The following is a 24,590-nucleotide window of genomic DNA, read 5'->3' as shown; positions in this document are numbered from 1 at the left end:
CACGGCGGTAACAGGGGTTCGAGTCCCCTAGGGGACGCCAATTGCGGGAATAGCTCAGTTGGTAGAGCACGACCTTGCCAAGGTCGGGGTCGCGAGTTCGAGTCTCGTTTCCCGCTCCATATTTAACGAAAACGCCGCTCATTGAGCGGCGTTTTCGTTTGCGTCCGATTTACAGCCAGCGTTGAAAAAAAGGCCCGTCAGTTTGACTGAGCGGGCCTTTTGCATTTCAGGTGGCTTACATCGACAGGATCAATCGGCCGGCAAACAGAATCAGGATCACGCCCATACTGCGTTCGAACCAGTGTCCCAGGCGCAAAAACAGCAACCGCACCCTTGGGCTGGAAAAAAACAACGCAACGATCACGAACCACAGGGCATTCACACTGCACATCCAGACACCGTACAGCGCCTGGATTTTCAGCGGGGTCGTGGTACTGATGAGGGTGGTGAAGATCGCCAGAAAAAACAAAGTGGCCTTGGGGTTGGTGGCATTGGTCAGAAAACCCGTGGTGAATGCTTTGAGTCGTGTTTGTTCCGCAATCGGTTCATCAGTGGTTTTGTCACCCTCAAGCATCGTTTTTGGCTGACTGCGAATCAGGCCAAGACCCAGGTAAAGGATGTAGGCACCGCCCACGACTTTGGCCACCGTTAGCAGCCAGGGCAGGGCGTGCATCAATGCACCTACGCCCAGCAGGGTATAGAGCACATGTACGGAGATGCCCGCACCGATGCCCAGCGCCGTGCAGATGCCCACCCACCTGCCGAAGCGCACGCTCTGGCGGATCGTCACGGCAAAGTCCGGTCCGGGGGCGACCACGGCCAGAAAGTGGATCGTCGCCAGTGCCAGAAACTCGCCCAGATAATTTGAAGACATCTCAACTCCAGAAGGTCAGGGGGGCTGCGGTGCCGCGATAGCCGACAAAAAATGAAAGGCTCAAGCGTGGATCGGCCACGCCCGCAGTCACCGAATGCATGCGGCGTGAATTGAACATGACGAAGTCCCCGGGCTCGGGACGAACTTCCAGGGTCGGGGCACCGAGCAGGGCCGGGTCTATGCCGTAGCTGTCGCCGCGCATTTCGTCGAACTGTTCCGGGGAAATGTCGTGCTCCCAGATCTGCAGGGCCCCGCCTTCAGCGGGCATGTTCAGATAGACATTGCAGGCGAACTGAGCTTCCAGGCTCCGGGCTTGAAAACTGTCGGGGGCGTCCTTGGCAAAAATGTCGTGATGAGCGAGAAAACACACGCCGGGTTTCACCACACGGGACAAGCCGACATACATCTTGCGACCGTAGAGGTTTTCCAGGTGTGCACCCGCCGGCCAGGATTCGTCGAGCATGCAGCGCAGGGTGTCGACCGGGGATGCATAGGGCGCGCAACGGTTGCGCAGCTCCGCGATGTTGCGGGTGGCGCGTTCGAAGTAGTCCTCGATCAGCAGCGGCCGGTTTTCCGCTTCATAGAACGCCATGCCGATGCGGCCGATGCTCGGTGCGTTGATATAGCCTTCAAAGCCCGGCGCGAGAATCTTGTCGCCGATCTCGATTGCCAGCGATCGGGGTAGCCAGCCTTTGACGCGAATGGCGAGGACTTCTTCGTTGGCCAGCTTTTTTATGCACGTCTCATCGAGACGCTCGACGTCAAGCATCATGTCTCAGGTCCATCTGTCAGAGAGTCAACGAAGCCTGCGAATGCAGGCTCAGCGGGTCAGTCCACGTGGTAGTGGACGGACAACGTGCCTTTCTTCTGCGAAAGGGATTGGATGGTGACCGAGCCCAGATCCTTCAGGCTGCGTACATGGGTGCCACCACAACCGTAGGCGGGCAGTTCTCCGAAACCGATCTCCCGGAGGCCCTCACGCAGCGACGTGAGGCGCGGAAAGTCTTGGGCAATCCACTGCTCGAGGCCTTGCTGCAACGTGTGTACTTCAACGTCTTGTGCGGATTCCGCGGGTTTGAATTGCACGCGTCCTTCGCCAGGCCAGTGATGGGCCTTGATCGGCATCCAGCCCATGGCCTGGATGAAATGCCCGATCAGGTGACCGGCCGAATGCATGCGTGAATTGAACCGGCGATGCTGCTCGTCGATCCGGATCCGGGTCATGCCCTTTTTTGCCGGGCGGTCGACGAAGTGGATGATCCGGTCCGGCTCCTGGATCACGCGCAGTACCCGGCTTTCGCCGATCCAGCCGGTATCGCAGGGTTGTCCGCCGCCCTGGGGGTGAAACAGCGTTGCGCGCAAGACCACGGCGAATTCGTTCTCGTGGGGGGCACATTCCAGGACTTCCACATCAGCCATGAGGTCATCACTGTGGAAAAAGAGGCGAAGCGTCATGTTTCAGGCTCGAATTAATGTTTCCATTTTCATTATATGGAGCGTGTAATGGCGTGATAATCCGTTCAAACATCAAAGGACTGTTGCGTTGTGAGCATAAATCTTCCCCTGCCGCTGCTGGGTGAAATGGCGATCTTCGTCAAGGTCGTCGAGACCGGCAGCTTCTCCGAAGCGGCTCGCCAACTGGGCTCTTCGCCTTCGGCAGTCAGTCGCAGCATTTCGCGGCTGGAGAAGGCCCTGGCCACGCGCCTGTTGCAACGAACCACACGCAAGCTGCGCCTGAGCGATGGTGGCGAAGAGGTATTCAAGCGGTGCCAGGAGATGGTCAATGCCGCCCGGTCCGTGATGGAAATCAGTGGCCAGTTCACCGATGAACCCGAAGGTCTGGTGCGTATCAGCGTGCCCAAAGCGGTGGGCCGAATCGTGATCCATCCGCACATGCCGGAGTTTTTGCGTCGTTATCCCAAAGTGGATGTCGAGCTGTTGCTTGAGGATCGCCAGGTGGACTTGATCGATGATCACGTCGATCTGGCGATCCGCATCACCGATCGGCCGCCCGCCGGGCTGGTGGGGCGTCAACTACTGAGGATCGACCATCTGCTCTGCGCGACACCGCAGTATCTGGCTGAACACGGAACGCCGACTCACCCCCATGACTTGCTCAACCACAGCTGTATTTACCTGGGCGAAACCCCGAGCGATGCGCGCTGGAAATTCAAGAAAGGCAGCAAGACCGTGACGGTCGGTGTGCGCGGACGATATGCCGCCAATCATACGGGCGTGCGTTTTGGTGCCGTATTGCAGCACATCGGCATTGGCAGTCTGCCGTATTTCACGGCGCGCAGAGCCCTGGAGAAGGGGTTGATGGTGCAAGTACTGCCGGACTGGACCTTCCTGGCGTCCTATCACGGAGGCGCCTGGTTGCTGCATTCACCCACGCGTTACCTGCCCCCCAAGCTCAGGGTGCTGATTGATTACCTGGTGGAGTGTCTGGAGAAGGAGCCGACGTTGGGCAAGCCAGGGCCATCGGGTAATCCGGCTGTCGCAGTGTCGGAGTATGAGTTGCCCGAGAGTGATGGGTTGTTCTGAAAGGCCCTAACGTGTCGTTTAGCCGGCCATACGCGTTTTCGTTAACCATCAACGCGAGCAGGCTCGATCCTGCAGGTTAAGCACGATGACGCGGTACCGACTGTTATACCGCAGCGTCTGCGTCACTGTAGGAGCCAGGCTTGCCGGCGAAGAACGATGACGCGGTTCTGACAGATGCACCACGCTGTCTTGGTTCGCGGGCAAGCCTCGCTCCTACGGTCAATCGCAAGCGGGTACAAAAAAAAGGCCCGCATGTCCAACATGCGGGCCTTTTTGCATCAGGTCTTTCAGATCAGTGCTTGCTGTCCTGGTTCGACAGCGACAGCAGCTGTTTTTCCTGATTCCAGTCGAACGGTTCGTCGTTCTGTTCGGCTTCGAATCGGCGCTCTTCCAATGCCTGGTACAGGTCGATCTCCTCATCGGGCATGAAGTGCAGGCAGTCGCCGCCGAAGTACCACAGCAGGTCGCGCGGAACCAGGTGGCTGATCTGCGGATAACGGTTGATCACCTGGCAGAGGATGTCCTGGCCCAGGTACTGGCTTTCGATGGGATCGACCGGCAGCATGGCCCGCAGTTCGTCGAAGCGCTCCAGGAACAAGGCATGGCTTTCTTCGGGAACCTGGTCGGCCTCACCCACGGCGACCAGAATGCTGCGCAGGTGGTCGAGCAAAACGAGATGATCGGCAACGATGTTGGACACGAGATAAGTCCTCAAGAGCAAAACGGGCGCGGAGTATAAAGCCCCAGCGCCCATTTTCCCATGACAGCGAGCGCTGGGTGGAGCGCTCGAGGTGACGGCCTGATCAGCGGATCTTTCCTTCGGCCAATGCCAGCTGCGCCTTATCGAAATCATCGACGTCGATCACCTTGCGCCGAGCCGCCTCGGCCTGGCGCAGCGTGTGTGCCTCGACCGGCTGCAACACGCCCGCTTCGAGTGCAGCATCGATGACAGGTTCGCCGGCGGCCGGTTTGAGCTGACCGCTCTTGAGCGCTACATGCAGTTTCTTTTGCAGGGGTTGCGCAGCATTCAACAGATCGCAGGCATGCTGCAGGGCGCCGACCGGGTCGTCGCTCGATTGCGGGCGATAGCAGCCCTGGAGCATTTCTTCCAGGGCCGGATCGCCCTTGGCGCGACCGATCACTGCCGCTACCGCCGCGGCGAGCTTGTCCGACGGCCCTTTGTGGCGGCGTCCGAACGGGAACACGATCAACCGCAACAGGCATGCCAGCACCTTGTTGGGGAAGTTTTGCAGTAACTCATCCATGGCCCGTTCAGCCTGGCCAAGGCTTTCTTCCATGGCCCAGGCAAAGAGCGGTTCCATGTATTGCGGCGCGTCGAGGTCGTTGTAGCGCTTGAGCGCCGCGCTGGCCAGGTACATGTTGCCGAGCACGTCACCCAGTCGTGCCGACAGGCGTTCGCGGCGTTTCAGCTCACCTCCCAGCAGCATCATGCAGAGATCGGCCAGCAGCGCGAACGCGGCGGCCTGGCGGTTCAGGGCACGGAAGTAACCTTGGCTGAGCTTGTCGCCCGGAACCTGTTCCAGATGACCGAAACCCAGGTTCAGCACCAGTGTGCTGGCGGCGTTACCCACGGCAAATCCGATGTGCTTGAGCAACAGCTCATCGAATTCCTTCAGTGCCTGATCCTTGTCCTCGCGCACGGCCAGCGCCATTTCCTTGAGTACGAAAGGATGGCAGCGAATCGCTCCCTGGCCGAAGATCATCAGGTTGCGCGAGAGAATATTCGCGCCCTCGACGGTGATGCAGATTGGCGCGCCATTCCACATGCGCCCGAGATAATTCTTCGGCCCCATGATGATCGCTTTGCCACCGTGAACATCCATCGCGTGGGTAATGCACTCGCGACCACGCTCAGTGAGGTGATACTTGAGAATCGCCGACAGCACCGACGGTTTTTCGCCAAGGTCCACGGCGTTGGTGGTCAGCATCCGCGCGGCATCCATCATCCAGGTGTTGCCACCGATGCGGGCCATGGCTTCCTGAATGCCTTCGAAGGCTGCAATCGGCACATTGAACTGCTGACGAATCTGACCGTACTGACCGGTCACCAGGCTGGTGAACTTGGCCATGCCCGCGCCCACCGCCGGCAGGGAAATCGAGCGGCCTACCGACAGGCAGTTCATCAGCATCATCCAGCCCTTGCCGAGCATTTCCTGGCCGCCGATCAGGAAGTCCAGCGGGATGAATACGTCCTTGCCGGCGTTCGGGCCGTTCATGAATGCGGCGCCCAGCGGCAGGTGACGACGGCCGATTTCAACGCCCTCGATATGGGTTGGAACCAGTGCCAGGCTGATGCCCAGGTCTTCCTCTTCACCGAGCAGGTGATCCGGGTCGTAAGCCTTGAATGCCAGGCCGAGCAGGGTGGCCACCGGGCCCAGGGTGATGTAGCGCTTTTCCCAGTTCAGGCGTAGCCCCAGGGTTTCCTTGCCTTCCCACTCGCCTTTGCAGACCACCCCGGTATCGGGCATGCCGCCAGCGTCGGAGCCGGCCAGCGGCCCGGTCAGGGCGAAACAGGGGATTTCGTCGCCGCGCGCCAGGCGTGGCAGGTAATGATTGCGTTGTTCATCGGTGCCGTAATGCAGCAGCAATTCGGCCGGGCCGAGGGAGTTGGGGACCATCACTGTAGAGGCGAGGTCGCCACTGTGGCTGGCCAGTTTCATCGCCACTTGCGAGTGGGCGTAGGCTGAAAAGCCCTTGCCGCCGTACTCCCTGGGAATGATCAGGGCGAAAAAGCCGTTGTCTTTGATGAACGTCCAGGCTTCGGCCGGCAAATCCATGGTTTGGCCAAGCTGCCAGTCGCTAACCATGGCACAGAGTTCTTCGGTCGGACCGTCGATGAAGGCCTGTTCCTCTTCGCTCAATTGCGCTTTTGGATAGGCCAGCAACTTGTTCCAGTCCGGGCGCCCGCTGAACAGTTCACCGTCCCACCACACGGTACCGGCTTCAATGGCGTCGCGTTCGGTTTGCGACATGGGCGGCAGGGTTTTGCGCAGCCAGTCGAGCATCGGCGCGCTGAAGAGTTTGCGACGCAGGTCAGGCAAAAGCAGCGGTGCCGCCGTCGCGGCGATCAACACCCAGAAAATCAGCAGCAGCCAGCCCGGCGCGCGGCTGAAAACGCCCATGGCCAGTACGTAGACAGCTACGATGCCCAGGGCAGGCAGGGGCGCGATACGACGGTGGGCTAAATAGGCTATCCCGACAACCAGAACCAATATCCACAACAGCAGCATATTTAATCCTCCGTGAAACCAGGGCGAACCAACCCACAGAGCTTAGACGGCCTCGGCAAAACGGGAAGGTCGGCGCGAAGTGTATGAAAACTCGGGAAACCCTGAATCAAGTGGGCGGCAAAGAGGTCATATTTGGCCGAAACGTCGTTATCTCGGAACTGAGCGACTCGCTAGACTCGGGGCTCGCCAAGGAGATTGCCCTCATGCACGAGTATCTGAGTCCCGGTCGCTTCATCGATAGTGACCACCCCTCGGTGGTGGAGTTCGCCGAAAAACATCGTGGCCACAGTCGCGACCCGGTCGAGCAGGCGATTGGACTCTACTACGCCGTGCGCGAGGCGGTGCGTTACAACCCGTACACCTTCAGCCGCGATCCGCAGACCCTGCGCGGCAGTCATGCGCTGGCGACCGGTGAGAGTTATTGCGTGCCCAAGGCCACGCTGCTGGCCGGTTGCGCACGACATTGCGCGATTCCCGCACGGATCGGCCTGGCGGATGTGCGCAATCATTTGTCGACGCCGCGCCTGCTCGAATTGCTCAGGAGCGATGTGTTCGCCATGCACGGCTATACCGAGCTGTATCTGAACGGGCGCTGGGTCAAGGCCACGCCGGCGTTCAACCAGGGTTTGTGCGATCTGTTCAATGTCGCTCCACTGGATTTCGACGGGATCAACGACAGCGTCTTCCATCCCTTCAATCGCGATGGCGAGCCATTGATGGAGTACCTGACGGATCACGGGCAGTTTGTCGACGTGCCCGAAGCGTTCTTCTTCGAGCATCTGCAACAGTGCTACCCGCACCTGTTTGGCGAGCAACTGCAACCGCTGCAGGGCGATATGCAGAGCGATTTGAGTCGCGCCTGATCCGGCGTATGCTGCCTGCGCATTCATCAATGGAGAGGCGGTCATGCTGAAGATCTGGGGTCGGAAAAACTCATCGAATGTCAGAAAGCCGTTGTGGGCAGCCCAGGAGCTGGGCCTGGCGTATGAAGCCATCGATGCAGGCGGTGCCTTTGGTGTGGTCGATACGCCCGAGTACCGCGCCATGAACCCCAATGGCCGCGTGCCGGTGATTGAAGATGACGGTTTCGTGTTGTGGGAGTCCAATGCCATCGTTCGTTACCTGATGGCAAAACATGCCGCCAATACCGCCTGGTATCCGACAGATCTGCAAGCGCGGGCCATCGCCGACAAGTGGATGGACTGGACCACCTCCAGTTTCGCCGGCCCGTTCCGCACCGTGTTCTGGGGCGTCTTGCGCACGCCAGCAGACCAGCAGGACTGGCCCGCCATCAAGGCTGCGATCAAGGAATGCGAGGCGTTGTTGACGATGGCCGATCAAGCGCTGGCCGGCCCACCTTATCTGTCGGGCAACGAGATCGGCATGGGCGACATTCCCCTGGGCAGTTTTATTTATGCCTGGTTCGAGATGCCCATCGAGCGCACGCCGATGCCACATCTGGAGGCCTGGTATGCACGGCTGAAAGAGCGTCCGGCATACCGCAAGGCAGTCATGACCGCGTTGACTTAATACTCACTATCGACACACTTGACTGTACTTGTGCGGCGGCGACAAGCACCATTGCGCTATTGCGCAGCGGTTGCATTGTTCGCCGCCCGACCTTACTTACTCCTTTCTTTCCTTCTTGGTGCGTAAATCCGATATGAGTTCCGCTCTGTCCATCCGGCAGCTAACCAAAACCTACGGCAACGGTTTCCAGGCCCTGAGTGGTATCGATCTGGACGTCGCCGAGGGTGACTTCTTCGCCTTGCTCGGCCCGAACGGTGCCGGCAAATCCACGACTATCGGCATTCTTTCGACCCTGGTGAACAAGACCAGTGGCACGGTCAATATTTTCGGCCACGACCTGGACAAGAACCCCGCGGCGCTCAAGCGCTCCATCGGCGTGGTGCCCCAGGAGTTCAATTTCAACCAGTTTGAAAAGACCTTCGATATCGTCGTGACCCAGGCCGGTTACTACGGCATTCCGGCGAAAGTCGCCAAGGAACGCGCCGAGATGTACCTGACCCAACTCGGCCTGTGGGATAAGCGTGATGTTCCGTCGCGTTCGTTGTCCGGCGGCATGAAGCGTCGATTGATGATCGCCCGCGCGCTGGTCCACGAACCGCGCCTGTTGATTCTCGACGAGCCGACCGCTGGCGTGGACATCGAATTGCGCCGCTCGATGTGGACCTTTCTCACGGAGCTGAACAAGAAAGGCATCACCATCATCCTCACCACGCATTATCTGGAAGAGGCCGAGCAGCTGTGCCGTAACATCGGCATCATCGACCACGGCACCATCGTCGAAAACACCAGCATGAAGCAGTTGCTCAGCCAGTTGCATGTCGAAACCTTCCTGCTGGATTTGAAAAACAGCGTGAGCGTGGCGCCACAACTGATCGGCTATCCGTCGCGCCTGCTCGATGCACACACCCTGGAAGTCCAGGTGGACAAAAGCACCGGCATCACTGCGCTGTTCACTCAGCTGGCTGATCAGCGCATCGAAGTGCTGAGCCTGCGTAACAAAACCAATCGCCTCGAGGAGTTGTTCGTGTCCCTGGTGGAGAAAAATCTGTCGAAGGTGGCGGTATGAGTTCCGAGTTGCGCCCCAATCTCGTCGCCCTCAATACCATCGTCTACCGTGAAATCCGGCGGTTCACCCGGATCTGGCCGCAGACCCTGCTGCCGCCGGCCATCACCATGGTCCTGTACTTTGTGATCTTCGGTAACCTGATCGGTCGGCAGATCGGCGACATGGGTGGCTTCACGTACATGGAGTACATCGTGCCGGGACTGATCATGATGTCGGTGATCACCAACTCCTACGGCAACGTGGTATCGAGTTTCTTCGGCAGCAAGTTCCAGCGCTCCATCGAAGAGTTGATGGTGTCGCCGGTCTCGCCGCACACGATTCTGATTGGCTACACCCTCGGCGGCGTGTTGCGCGGCTTGATGGTGGGGATCATCGTGACGTTGCTGTCGCTGTTCTTCACCCATCTGCAGGTGCATCACCTGGGCGTGACCCTGGTGGTGGTCGTGATGACGGCGACGATCTTCTCGCTGCTGGGCTTCATCAACGCCGTGTTTGCACGTAATTTCGATGACATCTCGATCATCCCGACGTTCGTGCTGACACCCTTGACCTACCTTGGCGGGGTTTTCTACTCCATCACACTGTTGCCGCCATTCTGGCAAACCGTGTCCCTGGCCAACCCGGTACTGCACATGGTCAACGCATTCCGGTACGGGATTCTGGGCGTGTCGGATATCCAGATCAGCGTGGCGATCGCCTTCATGCTGGTGGCGACCGTGATTCTCTACATCGGTTGTGCACGGTTGCTGGTCAGCGGGCGCGGGATGCGCACCTGACCACCGTCGCTCCCACAAAGATGCAAAAAAACGGCCTCCCTGATGGAGGCCGTTTTGCATTCTACCTGCGGCTCTGCTTGCGCCGCTTCCATTGCCGCGCCACCCACCAGCGCCAGTACATCATGACCAGGCAATAGGCCAGCGCCCCCAGCACCAATCCCGTTACCACCGAACCCAGCAAAAACGGCTGCCACAGGGTCGAGATTTCGCCGGTGATCCATTCCCACGTCAATTCATCGGGCAATTGCCGGGCGGGGATGCTCATCAGCCAGGCACCGGCCTGGTAGGTGCAGAAAAACACGGCGGGCATGGTGATCGGGTTGGTCAACCAGACCAGGCTGACCGCAATCGGCATGTTGCCGCGCACGACAATGGCGAGGACAGCGGCCACCAGCATCTGAAATGGGATCGGCAGGAACGCTGCGAACAGACCAATCGCCATGGCCCGGGCAACGGAATGACGGTTGAGGTGCCAGAGGTTCGGGTCATGCAGCAGCGATCCGAGAAAGCGTAAGGATTTGTGTTCCCTGATGCTGGTCGGGTCGGGCATGTAACGTTTGAATAAGCGCCGGGGCATAAGGCTTCTCGGTCGGTCAAGGCGGCAAGTATGTCTCGATTCTATGAGGTGCCCATTCAGACTTTGTGACAAATGATAACGATAGCCGCGCTGCGCACCGACTATGCCTAGAGGCGGAACTCTCAAGGATGAGTGTATGCGCACAGGGATGGTGGCGTTGGCGCTGGGGTTGCTGGCCCTGCGTTTTTTACCGGCTTTGCCGCCGGTCGGGTTGTGGTTATCGATGCCCGTGCTGGGTTTGATGTTGCTGCCGTACCGGACTTATCCGCTGGCGTTTTTCCTGTTCGGTCTGAGTTGGGCCTGCATGCAGGCTCACTGGGCACTGGAGGATCGCCTGCCGACGGCCCTCGATGGGGAGACACGTTGGATAGAAGGGCGTGTGGTGGGATTGCCGCAGGTCAGTGACGCCGTCGTGCGTTTTGAGTTGGCAGACGCCAGGTCCCGCCATGGGAAACTGCCGTCACTCATGCGTCTGTCCTGGTATGGCGGGCCGCCCGTCAATAGCGGCGAGCGCTGGCGAGTCGCGGTCAAGTTGAAACGTCCTGCCGGATTGCTCAATCCGCATGCTTTCGATTATGACGCCTGGCTGTTGGCGCAACGCATTGGCGCGACCGCGACGGTCAAGGACGGTGAGCGACTCGCAGAGGCGCGATGGGCGTGGCGTGACGGCTTTCGCCAAAGGCTTCAAGCGGTTGATGCCCAGGGTCGGACAGGTGCGCTGGCTGCCCTGGTGCTGGGGGATGGTGCCGGGCTCGGTCGCGAAGACTGGCAGGTACTGCAGGACACCGGCACTGTGCATCTGCTGGTGATTTCCGGGCAGCACATCGGGTTGTTGGCAGGCATGGTTTACCTGTTGGTTGCCGGTCTCGCCCGTTATGGTCTGTGGCCAGGGCGCCTGCCGTGGTTACCCTGGGCCTGCGGCCTGGCCTTCTCGGCAGCCCTGGGATACGGGTTGTTGGCCGGTTTCGAGGTGCCGGTGCGCCGTGCCTGCCTGATGATCGGCCTGGTGCTGTTATGGCGCCTGCGTTTTCGCCACCTTGGCGCCTGGTGGCCGTTGTTGCTGGCGCTCAATGGTGTCCTGCTGCTGGACCCGCTGGCCGGCCTGCAACCGGGGTTCTGGTTGTCATTTGCGGCCGTGGCGGTGTTGATCTTCACCTTCGGCGGTCGGTTGGGGCCCTGGCGCTGGTGGCAGACATGGACCCGCGCGCAGTGGTTGATTGCAATAGGCTTGTGCCCGTTGCTGCTGGTGTTGGGGTTGCCGATCAGCGTCAGTGGACCGTTGGTCAACCTGCTGGCGGTGCCCTGGATCAGTCTGGTGGTATTGCCTCCGGCACTGCTGGGAACGCTGTTGTTGCCGGTTCCTTATGTGGGAGAAGGCTTGTTGTGGCTGGCGGGCGGATTGCTCGATGGCCTGTTCAGGGGACTGGGGCTCGCGGCGAATCGGATGCCGGCCTGGGTGCCCATGGTCGTTCCCCTGTGGATCTGGGTCATTGCCGCGTTGGGTGCCATTGTCTTGTTGCTGCCTGGCGGCGTACCGATGCGTGCGTTGGGGTGGCCCATGCTGCTGTTGCTGGTTTTTCCTCCGCGACCCGAGCTGCCGGAGGGGATCGCCGATGTCAGGCAGCTGGACGTCGGCCAGGGCCTGGCGATACTGGTGCGCACTCGACATCACACGCTGCTGTATGACACTGGTCCGCGTTTCGGTGATTTCGACCTGGGCGAGCGGGTCGTTCTGCCAGCGTTACGCAAATTGGGTGTCAAGGAACTGGACCTGATGTTGATCAGCCATGCCGATGCCGACCATGCCGGCGGCGCCCGAGCGATTGCCCGCGGACTGCCGATCAGGCAAGTGATAAGCGGTGATCCGCTGGCCCTGCCAGTGGAGTTGCACGCCCAGGCTTGTGAAAGTGGCCGGCAATGGATCTGGGATGATTTCCATTTCCAGCTCTGGCAATGGTCATCGGCCGGCGACAGCAATCAGAAATCCTGTGTGCTGCAAATTGAAGCCAAGGGTGAGCGACTGCTGCTGACCGGCGATATCGACAGCCACGCTGAACGCGCCTTGGTCGACAGTTCGTTGGCGGTGCCCACCGATTGGCTGCAAGCGCCGCACCATGGCAGCCGCAGTTCGTCCTCGATGGCGTTGCTCAATGCTTTGCAGCCCAAGGCGGCACTGGTTTCCCGTGGCCAGGGCAACTCGTTCGGTCATCCACATCCGACGGTGATGGCACGCTATCGAAAACGCGGCATGGCCATCTACGACAGTGCCGAGCAGGGTGCCATTCATCTGCAACTGGGGCGTTTCCAGTTGCCGCGGTCGATGCGCCAGGAACGGCGTTTCTGGCGCGATGGGGCGCCCGGGGATTAATCGCCCGCCCGACCGGATGCGACATCACGGACTTCGGTGCGTCCACCCCCTATGTTAGAGTGGCGCACTTTTTCGAGGGGATTGTCACTGTGTGGGAATTGGTCAAATCCGGCGGCTGGATGATGTTGCCGATCATCCTGAGCTCCATCGCGGCAATGGCGATTGTCGCTGAGCGTCTGTGGACACTGCGGGCCAGCCGCGTGACCCCGGAGCACCTGCTTGGGCAAGTCTGGGTCTGGATCAAGGACAAGCAACTCAACAAGGAAAAACTCAAGGAACTGCGCGCCAACTCGCCATTGGGCGAGATTCTGGCTGCCGGCCTTGCCAACTCCAAACATGGTCGCGAGATCATGAAGGAGTGCATCGAAGAGGCCGCTGCCCGGGTCATCCATGAACTGGAGCGCTACATCAACGCGTTGGGCACCATCGCCGCCATGGCGCCGTTGCTGGGCCTGCTGGGTACCGTGTTGGGCATGATCGAAATCTTCAGTTCGTTCATGGGCACCGGCATGACAACCAACGCCGCAGTGCTGGCCGGCGGTATTTCCAAAGCCTTGGTTACCACGGCGTCGGGCCTGATTGTCGGTATCCCGTCGGTGTTCTTCCACCGGTTTCTGCAGCGGCGCATTGACGAGCTTGTCGTGGGCATGGAGCAGGAAGCGATCAAGCTGGTTGAAGTGGTGCAAGGCGACCGTGACGTTGACCTGACCGAGGGCAGAGCGTGAAATTCCGCCGCAAGCAACGGGAGAACGTGGATATCAACCTCGTGTCGTTGATCGACGTGGTGTTTGTCCTGCTGCTGTTTTTCGTGGTGACGACCACCTTTACCCGTGAAACCCAGCTGCGCGTTGAACTGCCGGAAGCGGTCAGTGGCGCATCCGCCGACGACCAGACCCGGCAGCTCGATATCGCCATCAGTGCCGAGGGTGTGTTCTCGGTGAACAACCATGTGTTGCCGAAAGGTGACCTGGCCTCTCTGATGGACGCCTTGCAAAAGGAATCCAATGGCGACACCAGCCGGCCGCTGTCCATCAGCGCCGACGGCAAGACTCAGCATCAATCCGTCATCACCGCCATGGATGCGGCCGGCAAGCTTGGCTTCAGCCATTTGCGCATGACCACCATCGAGGCGGCGCCTTCCGCGCCCTGATGACCATGTCCGATCGATTGCTGGCCGCCTGGTACGCAGGTCATCCGGCCCTCAAGCTGTTGCAGCCACTGGAGTGGTTGTATCGCCGTGTGGTCGTCAGCAAGCGCAAGCGCTTTCTGGCGGGGGAGGGTGAAATCTACCAGCCTCCGGTGCCGCTGATCGTCGTCGGCAACATTACCGTCGGGGGGACCGGCAAGACACCGCTGATTCTGTGGATGATCGAACATTGTCAGCGCAGCGGCCTGCGGGTCGGCGTGGTCAGTCGTGGTTATGGCGCCAAACCGCCGCATTTGCCCTGGCGGGTCGAGGCGGATCAAGGTGCGGACATGGCCGGTGATGAGCCGTTGCTGATCGTCCAGCGTACAGGCGTGCCTTTGATGATCGACCCGGATCGCAGCCGCGCCGTCAAAGCCTTGCTGGCAAGCGAGCCACTGGACCTGATCCTGTCCGATGACGGCATGCAGCATTACCGCCTGGCCCGGGATCTGGAGCTGGTATTGATCGATGCTGCTCGCGGCCTGGGCAACCAGCGCTGCCTGCCGGCCGGGCCGTTGCGTGAGCCGGTCGAGCGCTTGCAGAGTGTCGATGCGGTGCTCTACAACGGCGCCACGGCTGATCGTGACGGCGGCTTTGCCTTTCAATTGCGACCGACGGCGCTGATTCGATTGCGCAATGGCGAACGGCGTCCCCTCGACCACTTTGCGCAAGGCCAGGCGCTGCACGCCGTGGCCGGGATCGGCAACCCGCAACGTTTCTTCAAGACCCTCGAAACGCTACACTGGCAACCAGTCCCGCACGCCTTCGCCGACCATGCCGAATACAGCGCGCAGGCCTTGAATTTCACACCGTCATTGCCGCTGGTGATGACTGAAAAGGACGCGGTGAAGTGCCGTGCCTTCGCCACCGACGATTGGTGGTATCTGGCGGTCGATGCCGTGCCGTCACCAGCCTTCGTGGCCTGGTTCGATACACAGTTGATGCGCCTGTTACCGTCTCGCCTGTTGCCTTAACTCCGTTTTTATCCAGGGAATGTTCATGGACACCAAACTGCTCGATATCCTCGCTTGTCCGGTCTGCAAAGGCCCGCTCAAGCTCAGCGCCGACAAGACCGAGTTGATCAGCAAAGGCGCAGGTCTTGCGTATCCGATTCGCGACGGTATCCCGGTGATGCTCGAAACCGAAGCCCGCACCCTGACGACCGATGAGCGCCTGGACAAATGACCTCAGCCTTTACCGTTGTCATTCCCGCACGCTACGCCTCCACCCGCTTGCCTGGCAAACCGCTGCTGCTGATTGCAGGCAAACCGATGATCCAGCATGTCTGGGAACAGGCGAGCAAAAGCAGCGCGCAGCGTGTCGTGGTCGCCACTGACGATGCGCGCATCGTCGAGGCCTGCAAGGGGTTTGGCGCAGAAGTGGTGCTGACCCGTGAAGATCACAATTCCGGCACCGACCGTCTGGCCGAAGTCGCAGCACAACTGGGCCTGGCACCGGACGCCATCGTGGTCAACGTCCAGGGTGACGAACCCTTGATCCCGCCGAGCGTGATCGATCAGGTCGCCACCAACCTGGCGGTCCATACCGAAGCGCGCATGGCCACGCTGGCCGAGCCTATCGAAGATGTGGATTCCCTGTTCAACCCCAATGTGGTCAAGGTTGTCAGTGACCTCAATGGCCTGGCACTGACCTTCAGTCGCGCCACGTTGCCCTGGGCGCGGGATACCTTCGCCAAAAGTCGTGAACAGCTGCCGCAAGGCGTGCCGTATCGCCGCCACATCGGCATCTATGCCTATCGCGCCGGGTTCCTGAATGACTTCGTCACCTGGGGCCCGTGCTGGCTGGAAAACACCGAATGCCTGGAGCAACTGCGGGCACTCTGGCACGGCGTACGGATTCATGTCGCCGACGCGCTGATCGCACCACCGGCCGGTGTCGATACCGTTGAAGACCTTGAGCGCGTTCGTCGCCTGCTGGAGGTTTGATGCGGGTTTTGTTTGTCTGCCTGGGCAACATCTGTCGCTCACCGACAGCCGAAGGCGTGTTGCGCCACAAGCTGCGCGAAGCAGGACTGGCCGATCAGGTTGAAGTCGCCTCCGCCGGCACCGGTGACTGGCACGTCGGCAAGGCGCCGGACAGGCGCAGCCAGGCGGCGGCAATGCTGCGCGGCTATGACCTGTCAGCCCAGCGTGCCCGGCAAGTGACGCGTGCCGACTTTGCCAGCTACGACCTGATCCTCGCGATGGACAACAGCAACCTGCGCAACCTTCAAGCCATGCAGCCAGTCAAGGGCAAGGCCGAACTCGATCTTTTCCTGCGCCGCTACCAGTCGCCAGTCGATGAAGTGCCGGATCCGTATCACGACAGCGACCAGGGCTTCGAACGGGTACTGGACCTGATCGAGTACGCCACGGATTCACTGATCATCGAGTTGAAGGGACGGTTATGAGTTTGCAGGTGCGATCTCAGGTTTCGCTCAAACCGTACAACAGCTTTGGCGTGGATGTTCAGGCCCGCCTGTTTGCCGAGGCCCACAGCGACGCCGATGTGCGCGAAGCCCTGGCCTACGCACAGGCCAATGACGTACCGCTGCTGGTGATTGGCGGTGGCAGTAACCTGCTGCTGACGGCCGATATCCCTTCACTCGTGTTGCGCATGGCCACACGCGGGATCCGGGTGGTGAGCGACGATGGCAATACAGTGGTGATCGAGGCCGAAGCGGGCGAGCCGTGGCATCCGTTTGTGCAACACACGCTGGTGCAGGGGTTGTCGGGCCTGGAGAACCTCAGCCTGATCCCCGGTACTGTCGGTGCGGCACCGATGCAGAACATCGGTGCCTACGGGGTGGAGATCAAGGATGTATTCGCCGGTCTGACCGCTCTGGACCGTCAGAGTGGCGAGCTGCGGGAGTTCACTCTCGAGCAATGCAACTTCGCTTACCGTGACAGCCTGTTCAAGCAGGAGCCGGGACGTTGGTTGATCCTGCGAGTGCGTTTTACCCTCGAGCGCGCCACGCACCTGCATCTGGAGTATGGGCCGGTGCGCCAGCGCCTGGCCAAGCAGGGTATCGAACATCCGACGGCCAGCGATGTAAGCCAGGTCATTTGCAGCATCCGTAACGAAAAACTTCCGGATCCGGCAGTACTCGGCAATGCCGGCAGCTTCTTCAAGAATCCCCTGGTGCCGGCGGCACTGGTTACGCAACTCAAGGGCCAGTACCCGGATCTGGTGGCTTATGCTCAACCTGACGGACAAATGAAACTGGCCGCCGGCTGGTTGATCGAGCGGGCCGGTTGGAAGGGGTTCCGCGAGGCCGATGCGGGCGTTCATAAATTGCAGGCCCTGGTGCTGGTCAACTATGGCAACGCGACGGGGCTGCAATTGCTCGATTTGGCCCAGCGCATACAGAAAGATATATCGGAGCGTTTCCACGTTGAGCTGGAAATGGAGCCCAACCGATATTGAGGCTACGCTTTCCAGGTCACCCCAAAGCCCTGCACTGAAGAAAAGTGCAGGGCTTTTTTGTTAATCCTGCGTTAACCAAGCGAGCTAACGATAAAGCGCATTAACTCCATCAAAGGCCCGTTGCAGACGCTCCCGTCGGCATAAGAGAGCCTCACTGGCCTGAGCCGATCTGCGTGAAGTCACCACCGGTTTCCCGGCGGCAGATTGCTCGACCCCATAACGTTCATCACTATGCGGGCGTGCCCATGATTACCCTGAAACTCAATGGTCAAGACCATCAACTCGATGTCAGCGAGGACATGCCGCTGCTCTGGGCAATTCGTGACGTGGCCGGTTACAGCGGCACCAAATTCGGTTGCGGATTGGGTCTGTGCGGCGCTTGTACCATCCATATCGAAGGGGCTCCGGCGCGCAGCTGCATCACGCCCATCGGTTTGGTGATCGGGCAGAACGTCACCACCATCGACAACCTGCACGCCGACCCGGTCGGCAAAGTCGTGCAGCAGGCGTGGCTCGATACGGCTGTGGCCCAGTGCGGTTACTGCCAGGGTGGGCAAATCATGTCCGCCACGGCATTGCTCAAGAGCAATCCGAATCCGAGTGACGAACAGATTGAAGAGGCGATGCTCGGCAATATTTGCCGCTGTGGCACCTACAATCGCATCAAGACCGCCATCCGCCAGGCGTCCACCCATCTGAAGGAGGCCAAGGCATGAGTCGCTTACCAACTGATTTTGCCCTGAGCAACCTCAGTCGCCGAGGTTTCCTGAAGGGCGTGGGGGCTGCCGGTGCATTGGTGGTCGCCGCAAGCTGGGGCTGGCAAGACGCATTTGCCGAAGAGAAGGAGAAAAAATTCGGTGCAGAGGGCATGCCCCATGGCTGGGTCGATGATCCGAAGGTGTATGTCAGTATTGCCGCCGATGGCACGGTGATAGTGTTCTGCAATCGTTCGGAAATGGGCCAGGGCGTACGCACCAGCCTGACCATGGTGGTTGCCGATGAGCTTGAGGCGGACTGGGCGCGGGTCAAGGTGAAGCAGGCGCCCGGTGACGAAGTTCGCTTTGGCAACCAGGACACTGACGGCTCGCGCAGCATGCGCCACTGGTATGAGCCGATGCGGCGCTGTGGCGCAGCCGCCCGGGCCATGCTGGAGCAAGCCGCTGCCGAGCGGTGGAAAGTGCCGGTCAGTGAGTGCCGCGCGCAACTGCACAAAGTCATTCACGCAGCGTCCGGTCGTGCGTTCGATTATGGCGATCTGGCTGCTGCTGCCGGCGCTTTGGCCGTGCCGGCGCGAGACAGCTTGCGACTCAAGCAGCCGTCGGAGTTTCGCTACATCGGCAAGGAAGGCAGCAGGGCCATCGACGGTGACGACATCGTCAACGGTCGTGCGGTGTACGGTGCCGACGTGCATTTCGACGGCATGTTGTTCGCCACGATTGCCCGGCCGGCGGTGTATGGCGGCAAGGTGAAGAACTTCGATTCCACGGCGGCCATGAAGGTCCCGGGCGTGGTCAAGGTCGTGCAGATCGAAAGTCGACCACTGCCCTCGGAGTTTCAACCGCTGGGCGGCATCGCCGTCGTGGCAAACAATACCTGGGCGGCGATCAAGGGCCGCGAGGCGCTGAAAATCGAATGGGATGACGGTCCCAATGCCAGCTACGATTCGATCGCTTATCGCAAGGAGCTGGAGGCCGCGTCCCTTAAACCCGGCAAGGTGGTGCGCAATACCGGCAATATCGATGAAGCCATGAGCAGCGCCGACAGTACCCTGGAAGCTTCTTACTACCTGCCGCATTTATCGCAGTCGCCCATGGAGCCCATGGTCGCCATTGCCCGTTACAAGGATGGCGTGTGCGAGGCCTGGGGGCCGAGCCAGGCGCCGCAAGTCACCCGCGAGCGGATCGGCGAGCGCCTGGAGCTGCCCTTCGATAACGTCACCTTCAACGTCACCTTGCTCGGCGGCGGTTTCGGGCGCAAATCCAAACCCGATTTCATTATCGAAGCGGCGATCCTGGCCAAGGAATTCCCCGGCAGGGCGGTGCGGGTGCAATGGACCCGTGAAGACGACATCCATTGCTCCTACTTCCACACGGTGTCGGCCGAATACCTCAAGGCCGGCCTGAACAAGGATGGCCTGCCATCGGGTTGGTTGCACCGCACGGTGGCGCCGAGTATCACCGCGTTGTTTGCGCCGGGCATGAACCATGAGGCGGCGTTCGAGTTGGGCATGGGCTTCACCAACATGGCCTACGCGATCCCCAACGTGCGCCTGGAAAATCCCGAAGCAACGGTGCATACCCGGGTTGGCTGGTATCGCTCGGTGTCGAACATTCCCCACGGTTTTGCGATCCAGAGTTTCGTTGACGAGCTGGCGCACAAGGCCGGTCAGGATCCGCTCAAATACCAGATCAGGTTGCTCGGCCCGGACCGCCAGATCGATCCACGCACCTTGAGTGAGGAGTGGAACTACGGCGAATCCCCCGAGCATTACCCCATCGACACCGCGCGTTTGCGCACGGTGCTGGAGACTGCCGCCAAATCTGCCGGCTGGGGACGAACGCTGCCGAAGGGGCGGGGCCTGGGGTTGGCGGTGCATTACAGCTTCGTGACTTACGTGGCGGCAGTGATCGAGGTGGAAGTCAAAGACGATGGCACTCTGATTGTGCATAAGGCCGATATCGCCGTGGATTGCGGACCGCAAATCAACCCCGAGCGGATTCGCGCCCAGTTCGAGGGGGCCTGCGTCATGGGGTTGGGCAATGCCGTACTGGGCGAGATCAGCTTCAAAGACGGCAAGGTGCAGCAGGACAACTTCCACATGTACGAAGTGGCACGCATGTCGCTGGCACCGAAGGAGGTTGCCGTGCATCTGGTCACGCCGCCGGGCAACGTCCCATTGGGCGGTGTCGGTGAGCCGGGCGTGCCGCCGATAGCGCCGGCACTGTGCAACGCGATCTTCGCCGCCACGGGCAAGCGCATTCGCAATCTGCCGGTTCGTTATCAGTTGCAGGGCTGGCAGCAGGCCGGCGCCTGATGGACAGCGTCGATGTGAATGTCCTGCGCAGCGTGCTGCAGTGGCGTCAAGCCGGCCAGCGCGTGGTGTTGTACAGCGTGATCCAGACCTGGGGCACCGCGCCCCGGGCACCTGGCGCCATGTTGGCCTTGCGTGAAGACGGGGTGGTGATTGGCTCGGTTTCCGGTGGTTGCGTCGAGGATGATCTGATTGCACGGCTGCACGATGGGCGTATGCCGGTCGATGGGCCGCCGGTGCAGTTGATCACCTACGGCGTAACCCGTGAAGAAGCCGCGCGCTTCGGTTTGCCGTGTGGCGGTACCTTGCGCCTGGTCGAGGAGCGGATTGGCGACGAAGCTTGGGTCGCTCAGTTGCTGGCGCGTTGCGATGCTCACCAAATCGTGGCGCGTTCGCTGGATATCACCACCGGGGCTGTTACCTTGCAGCCAGCCGAGAAGTCGGATGTGCTGACGTTCGACGGCCAGGTGCTGCGGGCCATCTACGGTCCGCGTTGGCGCCTGCTGCTGATCGGCGCAGGGCAATTGTCCCGCTACGTCGCCGAGATGGCGCGGCTGCTCGACTTCGAGGTGTTGATCTGTGATCCGCGCAGCGAGTTTGTCTACGGCTGGGAAGAGCAGCACGGCCGGTTTGTCTCCGGCATGCCCGACGAGGCAGTGCTGAGCATCCAGACAGATGAGCGCACGGCGATTGTCGCCCTGACCCACGACCCGCGTCTGGATGATATGGCGCTGCTCACAGCCCTTGAGTCCAGAGCCTTCTATGTCGGTGCGCTGGGATCGCGGGTCAACAGTCAAAAGCGCCGGGACAATCTGGCTCAATTGGGCTTGTCGCAGCAAGCCATCGAGCGCTTGCACGGTCCGATCGGTCTGTCTATCGGCAGCCATAGCCCGGCGGAAATCGCCTTGTCGTTGATGGCCGAGATAGTGGCGGTCAAAAATGGCGTGGTGTTGCAACAGAAAAACCGTTACGGGAGTGCATATGAGTGAACCTATCGGCGTAGTCGTCCTGGCAGCGGGGCAGGGCAGCCGATTTCGACAGCTGGCGGGTGATCAAAAGGACAAGCTGCTGGCGGACTGCACGGGGCGCGATGGCGTTGTCCGATCGGTGATCGAGCACGCGTTGATGAATCTGCCGGAGACACTGGACAGGCGAATCCTGGTGACCACCCCTGACCGTCCGCAGGTGATTCGCCTGGCCGAGGACTATGGCTGTGAATCAGTGTTGATTGGTTCGACCGGCATGGGAGACAGCATTGCCGCCGGAGTGTCGGCGTTTGCGCAACTGGGGGGCTGGTTGATGGTGCTCGGGGATATGCCGTTCATCTTGCCGTCGAGCATCGAGCAAGTCGTCGCGCAGGTTTGCGATGATTGCATCAGCGTACCGGTTCAGGAGGGTAAGTACGGGCATCCGGTAGGTTTTGGGCGACATTTTGCTCAAGGCCTGATGGCGTTGTCGGGAGAGCGAGGGGCCAGGCCTCTTTTCGCCCAGGGGCGGGTGGTTGAAGTGACTGTGGCTGATCCGGGGGTACTGTGGGACGTCGATGTGCCTGAGGCATTGATCTACAGGACCGCGTAGGTCGTTGACGGCCTGTAGCCCTCGTGAGGGCGAGCCGTTAAGGCATCGGAATAAAAAAGCCCCGCGCCGGGATACCCGGGCGGGGCTTTTCATTGGCTTACGGGATCAGACGAGTGGTTTAGGCTCGTGCTCTTTTTCCTGGGCCTGTTCGTGTTGCTCTACTGCTTCCTGAACCGAGCGTGGCGCTTCGTGAATCACGGCTTCGGCTGGCTCTGCGGCGACTTCGGCAACCGGGGCAGGTGCTGCCTCGATGGCTTCGGCTGCTGCAGGTGCCGGTTCAGCGACAGCGGCTTCAACCGGAGCGGTGGCGGCAGCGGCAGCCAGCTCGGCTTCTTTCTGCAGGCGCTCGGCTTCGCGTTTGCGACGACGCACTTCACGTGGGTCGTTCGGAGCGCGGCCGCTTGGCGTCAGGGCGCTGGCGGGAGCGGCTTCAGCCACGGGGGCTGGGGTCTCGATAACAGCCGGTGCTTCAACCACTGGGGCTGGTTCGGCAGCGACAACCACGGCCTCGGAAACCATCGCCTCAGCCACTTCGGCTTCTGCAACAGGGGCCGCGACAGGGGAGTGAGCAACGGCCGGTTCAGCGGTCCAATTGAACGCGGTTTGTTCCTCGCGAACTTCACGAACGGCTTCAGTCACGATTTCGACAACCGGTTCTGCGACTTCGGCAGGTGCTTCGGCGACGGCGGCCGGTTGTACGGAGGCTTCAACCACAGACTCTGCCACAGGGGCGGGTGCCAGTTCGACTTCCGGTGCTGCAGTGACTTCCACCGGCGTAGTCGCTTCGACGGCTGGTGCTTCGACTGGCGCTGCTTCCAGGGTGGCGGCAGTGGCGCGCTCGGCCTGTTCGTTGGCTTGTGCTTCAGCCGGAGCGCTGATCACGCTGCTGGCGACGGCGGCGGTAACCGCCAGGCCGGCAGCCAGTTCGGCGGTGCCTGGTGTTTCGGCGTTTTCGCCGGATTCGGACTCTTCCGAACCTTCGATCACGTTGCCGTTGGCATCACGCTGGCGCTCGCGGCGGTTGCTGCGACGGCGCTGGCCGCGGGAGCGACGGCGTGGGCGATCGCCTTCGGCGCCTTCCTGACCTTCTTCCGGCAGTTGCTCTTCGTTGGTCGTCAGTTCTTCTTCGGCAACGGCAGCGGCCTGTTCGGCACGTGGTTGACGCTCTTCACGCGGTGGACGTGGAGCGCGTTCCTCACGTGGCTGGCGGGCTGGACGTTCTTCTGCCACGGCAGCCGCTGCGGCTGGAGCGGCATCCAGTGGTTCGCGCAGTTCGCGTACACGTTCTTCACGCTCGCCACGCGGCTTGCGGTCTTCACGTGGCGGACGTGGTGCGCGCTCTTCACGAGGAGCACGTGGTGCACGCTCTTCGCGGGCTACCGCCGGAGTTTCCTCGCGGGCTTCGCGTGGTTGACGCTCTTCGCGCGGCTCACGTGGTGCGCGTTCTTCACGCGGCGCACGCTCTTCACGCGGCTTGCGATCTTCATCGCGACGGCCGTTACGGTTGCGGCTTTGCTGGCGACCGTTGCGACGCTCTTCAGTGCGGGCAGGGCGCTCGGCAACCGGCTTTTCAACCACGACCGGAGCAACAGGCTCTTCCTTGCTGGCGAACAGGCTGACCAGCGACTTCACCAGGCCTTTGAACAGGCTTGGCTCAGGGGCTGCGACCGGAGCGGCAACCGGCGCCACGACTTCGGCAGGAACCGGAGCATTGGCACGGGCCGGAGCGGTCTTGACGGCGGCCTCCTGGCGAACCAGGGTGCGGGTAGCGGCGGCAGGCTGGGCATCTTCCACTTCGGCAGCGGCAGCGGCGATTTCGTAGCTGGACTGGTTGGTGGCGGCTTCCGGATTGTCATCACGCAGGCGCTGGACTTCGAAATGCGGCGTTTCGAGGTGATCGTTCGGCAGGATGATGATGCGGGCGCGGGTACGCAGTTCAATCTTGGTGATCGAGTTGCGTTTTTCATTGAGCAGGAACGCTGCCACCGGGATCGGCACTTGTGCACGAACTTCGGCGGTACGGTCTTTCAGGGCTTCTTCTTCGATCAGGCGAAGGATGGCCAGGGACAGCGATTCGACGTCACGGATGATGCCGGTGCCGCTGCAACGCGGGCAAACGATACCACTGCTTTCACCCAGGGATGGGCGCAGGCGCTGACGGGACATTTCCAGCAGGCCGAAGCGCGAAATGCGGCCGACTTGTACGCGAGCACGGTCGGCTTCCAGGCATTCGCGGACTTTTTCTTCCACGGCGCGCTGGTTCTTGGCAGGGGTCATGTCGATGAAGTCGATGACAATCAGGCCGCCGATGTCGCCGGGCACGCAGGACGCCGCGCGCCTCGGCCTTGGCCTGCGCATCGCCCGAAGCGTTGTTGTCGAGCAG

The 24,590-nt window shown here is 60.9% G+C and carries 23 protein-coding genes, 1 tRNA gene and 1 pseudogene; 18 read left to right on the top strand and 7 right to left on the bottom strand.

All coding sequences use genetic code 11. The features are described from left to right. Window positions 1–43 precede the first annotated feature (43 nt). Window positions 44–119, top strand: a tRNA-Gly gene (locus ACQKP2_RS25270). A gap of 116 nt (window positions 120–235) precedes the next feature. Here ACQKP2_RS25270 and ACQKP2_RS25265 read toward each other — a convergent pair. From ACQKP2_RS25265 to ACQKP2_RS25255, 3 genes are read right to left on the bottom strand one after another with little or no spacing between them, the layout of a single operon-like run. Beyond that, the gene (locus tag ACQKP2_RS25265) at window positions 236–874 is read right to left on the bottom strand and encodes a LysE family translocator (RefSeq protein WP_427580426.1); all 639 of its coding nucleotides are present in this window, start codon (window positions 872–874) and stop codon (window positions 236–238) included. Window position 875: 1 nt separating this feature from the next. Further along, the gene (locus ACQKP2_RS25260) at window positions 876–1,646 is read right to left on the bottom strand and encodes a 2OG-Fe(II) oxygenase (RefSeq protein WP_427580423.1); all 771 of its coding nucleotides are present in this window, start codon (window positions 1,644–1,646) and stop codon (window positions 876–878) included. Window positions 1,647–1,702: 56 nt separating this feature from the next. Continuing rightward, a complete protein-coding gene (locus ACQKP2_RS25255; RefSeq protein ID WP_427580421.1) occupies window positions 1,703–2,329 on the bottom strand; it encodes an alanyl-tRNA editing protein in 627 nt (208 codons plus the stop codon). A 90-nt stretch (window positions 2,330–2,419) separates the two neighbouring features. On the opposite strand from ACQKP2_RS25255, the gene ACQKP2_RS25250 reads away from it, so the two are divergent. Next, window positions 2,420–3,418 (top strand): LysR substrate-binding domain-containing protein, encoded by a 999-nt coding sequence (locus ACQKP2_RS25250; RefSeq protein WP_427580419.1) that lies wholly within the window; start codon window positions 2,420–2,422, stop codon window positions 3,416–3,418. Between the two features lie 292 nt (window positions 3,419–3,710). Here the strand turns inward: ACQKP2_RS25250 and ACQKP2_RS25245 are convergent, their stop codons facing one another. Both ACQKP2_RS25245 and ACQKP2_RS25240 read right to left on the bottom strand, forming a co-directional pair. Further along, window positions 3,711–4,118, bottom strand: a complete 408-nt coding sequence (locus ACQKP2_RS25245; RefSeq protein WP_427580417.1) for a PA2817 family protein — start codon at window positions 4,116–4,118, stop codon at window positions 3,711–3,713. 103 nt (window positions 4,119–4,221) lie between these two features. Continuing rightward, window positions 4,222–6,669 carry an acyl-CoA dehydrogenase gene (locus ACQKP2_RS25240; protein WP_427580415.1) on the bottom strand — a complete coding sequence of 816 codons (2,448 nt, stop codon included), beginning with the start codon at window positions 6,667–6,669 and terminating at the stop codon, window positions 4,222–4,224. Between the two features lie 203 nt (window positions 6,670–6,872). Between ACQKP2_RS25240 and ACQKP2_RS25235 the strand changes: the two genes are divergently transcribed. The 4 genes from ACQKP2_RS25235 (at window position 6,873) to ACQKP2_RS25220 (ending at window position 10,041) form a co-directional block, all read left to right on the top strand. Then, entirely contained in the window at window positions 6,873–7,532 is a 660-nt protein-coding gene (locus ACQKP2_RS25235) for a transglutaminase-like domain-containing protein (RefSeq protein ID WP_427580414.1), read from the top strand. Between the two features lie 43 nt (window positions 7,533–7,575). Then, on the top strand, window positions 7,576–8,199 hold the full coding sequence (locus ACQKP2_RS25230; protein WP_427580413.1) for a glutathione S-transferase family protein: 624 nt from the start codon (window positions 7,576–7,578) through the stop codon (window positions 8,197–8,199). 133 nt (window positions 8,200–8,332) lie between these two features. Then, window positions 8,333–9,265 (top strand): ABC transporter ATP-binding protein, encoded by a 933-nt coding sequence (locus tag ACQKP2_RS25225; protein ID WP_427580412.1) that lies wholly within the window; start codon window positions 8,333–8,335, stop codon window positions 9,263–9,265. Then, a complete protein-coding gene (locus ACQKP2_RS25220; protein WP_427580411.1) occupies window positions 9,262–10,041 on the top strand; it encodes an ABC transporter permease in 780 nt (259 codons plus the stop codon). The genes ACQKP2_RS25225 and ACQKP2_RS25220 overlap by 4 nt, the downstream gene beginning before the upstream one ends. Window positions 10,042–10,102: 61 nt before the next feature. Here the strand turns inward: ACQKP2_RS25220 and ACQKP2_RS25215 are convergent, their stop codons facing one another. After that, the gene (locus ACQKP2_RS25215; protein WP_427580409.1) at window positions 10,103–10,618 is read right to left on the bottom strand and encodes a DUF2062 domain-containing protein; all 516 of its coding nucleotides are present in this window, start codon (window positions 10,616–10,618) and stop codon (window positions 10,103–10,105) included. 136 nt (window positions 10,619–10,754) lie between these two features. Between ACQKP2_RS25215 and ACQKP2_RS25210 the strand changes: the two genes are divergently transcribed. The 12 genes from ACQKP2_RS25210 (at window position 10,755) to ACQKP2_RS25155 (ending at window position 22,207) form a co-directional block, all read left to right on the top strand. Further along, window positions 10,755–12,986 (top strand): DNA internalization-related competence protein ComEC/Rec2, encoded by a 2,232-nt coding sequence (locus tag ACQKP2_RS25210; protein ID WP_427580407.1) that lies wholly within the window; start codon window positions 10,755–10,757, stop codon window positions 12,984–12,986. Between the two features lie 89 nt (window positions 12,987–13,075). Continuing rightward, window positions 13,076–13,711 (top strand): MotA/TolQ/ExbB proton channel family protein, encoded by a 636-nt coding sequence (locus ACQKP2_RS25205; protein ID WP_427580405.1) that lies wholly within the window; start codon window positions 13,076–13,078, stop codon window positions 13,709–13,711. Next, window positions 13,708–14,136 carry an ExbD/TolR family protein gene (locus ACQKP2_RS25200; RefSeq protein WP_427580403.1) on the top strand — a complete coding sequence of 143 codons (429 nt, stop codon included), beginning with the start codon at window positions 13,708–13,710 and terminating at the stop codon, window positions 14,134–14,136. Before ACQKP2_RS25205 ends, ACQKP2_RS25200 begins: the two co-directional genes overlap by 4 nt. Then, entirely contained in the window at window positions 14,136–15,146 is a 1,011-nt protein-coding gene (gene lpxK / locus ACQKP2_RS25195) for a tetraacyldisaccharide 4'-kinase (protein ID WP_427580401.1), read from the top strand. Before ACQKP2_RS25200 ends, lpxK begins: the two co-directional genes overlap by 1 nt. Before the next feature lie 25 nt (window positions 15,147–15,171). Beyond that, window positions 15,172–15,357, top strand: coding sequence for a Trm112 family protein (locus ACQKP2_RS25190; protein ID WP_007945752.1), 186 nt, complete (start codon window positions 15,172–15,174; stop codon window positions 15,355–15,357). Then, a complete protein-coding gene (gene kdsB / locus ACQKP2_RS25185; protein WP_427580399.1) occupies window positions 15,354–16,118 on the top strand; it encodes a 3-deoxy-manno-octulosonate cytidylyltransferase in 765 nt (254 codons plus the stop codon). The genes ACQKP2_RS25190 and kdsB overlap by 4 nt, the downstream gene beginning before the upstream one ends. Continuing rightward, window positions 16,118–16,582 carry a low molecular weight protein-tyrosine-phosphatase gene (locus tag ACQKP2_RS25180; RefSeq protein ID WP_427580398.1) on the top strand — a complete coding sequence of 155 codons (465 nt, stop codon included), beginning with the start codon at window positions 16,118–16,120 and terminating at the stop codon, window positions 16,580–16,582. The genes kdsB and ACQKP2_RS25180 overlap by 1 nt, the downstream gene beginning before the upstream one ends. Continuing rightward, window positions 16,579–17,598 (top strand): UDP-N-acetylmuramate dehydrogenase, encoded by a 1,020-nt coding sequence (murB, locus tag ACQKP2_RS25175; protein WP_427580397.1) that lies wholly within the window; start codon window positions 16,579–16,581, stop codon window positions 17,596–17,598. Before ACQKP2_RS25180 ends, murB begins: the two co-directional genes overlap by 4 nt. Before the next feature lie 245 nt (window positions 17,599–17,843). Further along, window positions 17,844–18,314 (top strand): (2Fe-2S)-binding protein, encoded by a 471-nt coding sequence (locus ACQKP2_RS25170; RefSeq protein ID WP_427580396.1) that lies wholly within the window; start codon window positions 17,844–17,846, stop codon window positions 18,312–18,314. Then, window positions 18,311–20,632, top strand: coding sequence for a molybdopterin cofactor-binding domain-containing protein (locus tag ACQKP2_RS25165; protein WP_427580394.1), 2,322 nt, complete (start codon window positions 18,311–18,313; stop codon window positions 20,630–20,632). The genes ACQKP2_RS25170 and ACQKP2_RS25165 overlap by 4 nt, the downstream gene beginning before the upstream one ends. Beyond that, window positions 20,632–21,618, top strand: coding sequence for an XdhC family protein (locus ACQKP2_RS25160; protein WP_427580392.1), 987 nt, complete (start codon window positions 20,632–20,634; stop codon window positions 21,616–21,618). The genes ACQKP2_RS25165 and ACQKP2_RS25160 overlap by 1 nt, the downstream gene beginning before the upstream one ends. Continuing rightward, entirely contained in the window at window positions 21,611–22,207 is a 597-nt protein-coding gene (locus ACQKP2_RS25155; RefSeq protein WP_427580390.1) for a nucleotidyltransferase family protein, read from the top strand. Before ACQKP2_RS25160 ends, ACQKP2_RS25155 begins: the two co-directional genes overlap by 8 nt. Window positions 22,208–22,312: 105 nt before the next feature. Here ACQKP2_RS25155 and ACQKP2_RS25150 read toward each other — a convergent pair. After that, window positions 22,313–24,520 (bottom strand): annotated as a pseudogene (locus ACQKP2_RS25150) (ribonuclease E/G); the annotation flags it as partial. Window positions 24,521–24,590: the final 70 nt, after the last annotated feature.

The organism is Pseudomonas sp. NPDC089569 (assembly GCF_050280625.1).
Lineage (GTDB): Bacteria > Pseudomonadota > Gammaproteobacteria > Pseudomonadales > Pseudomonadaceae > Aquipseudomonas.
Note: the sequence above shows the minus strand (reverse complement) of the source record. Positions and strands in the feature narration are given on the sequence as shown.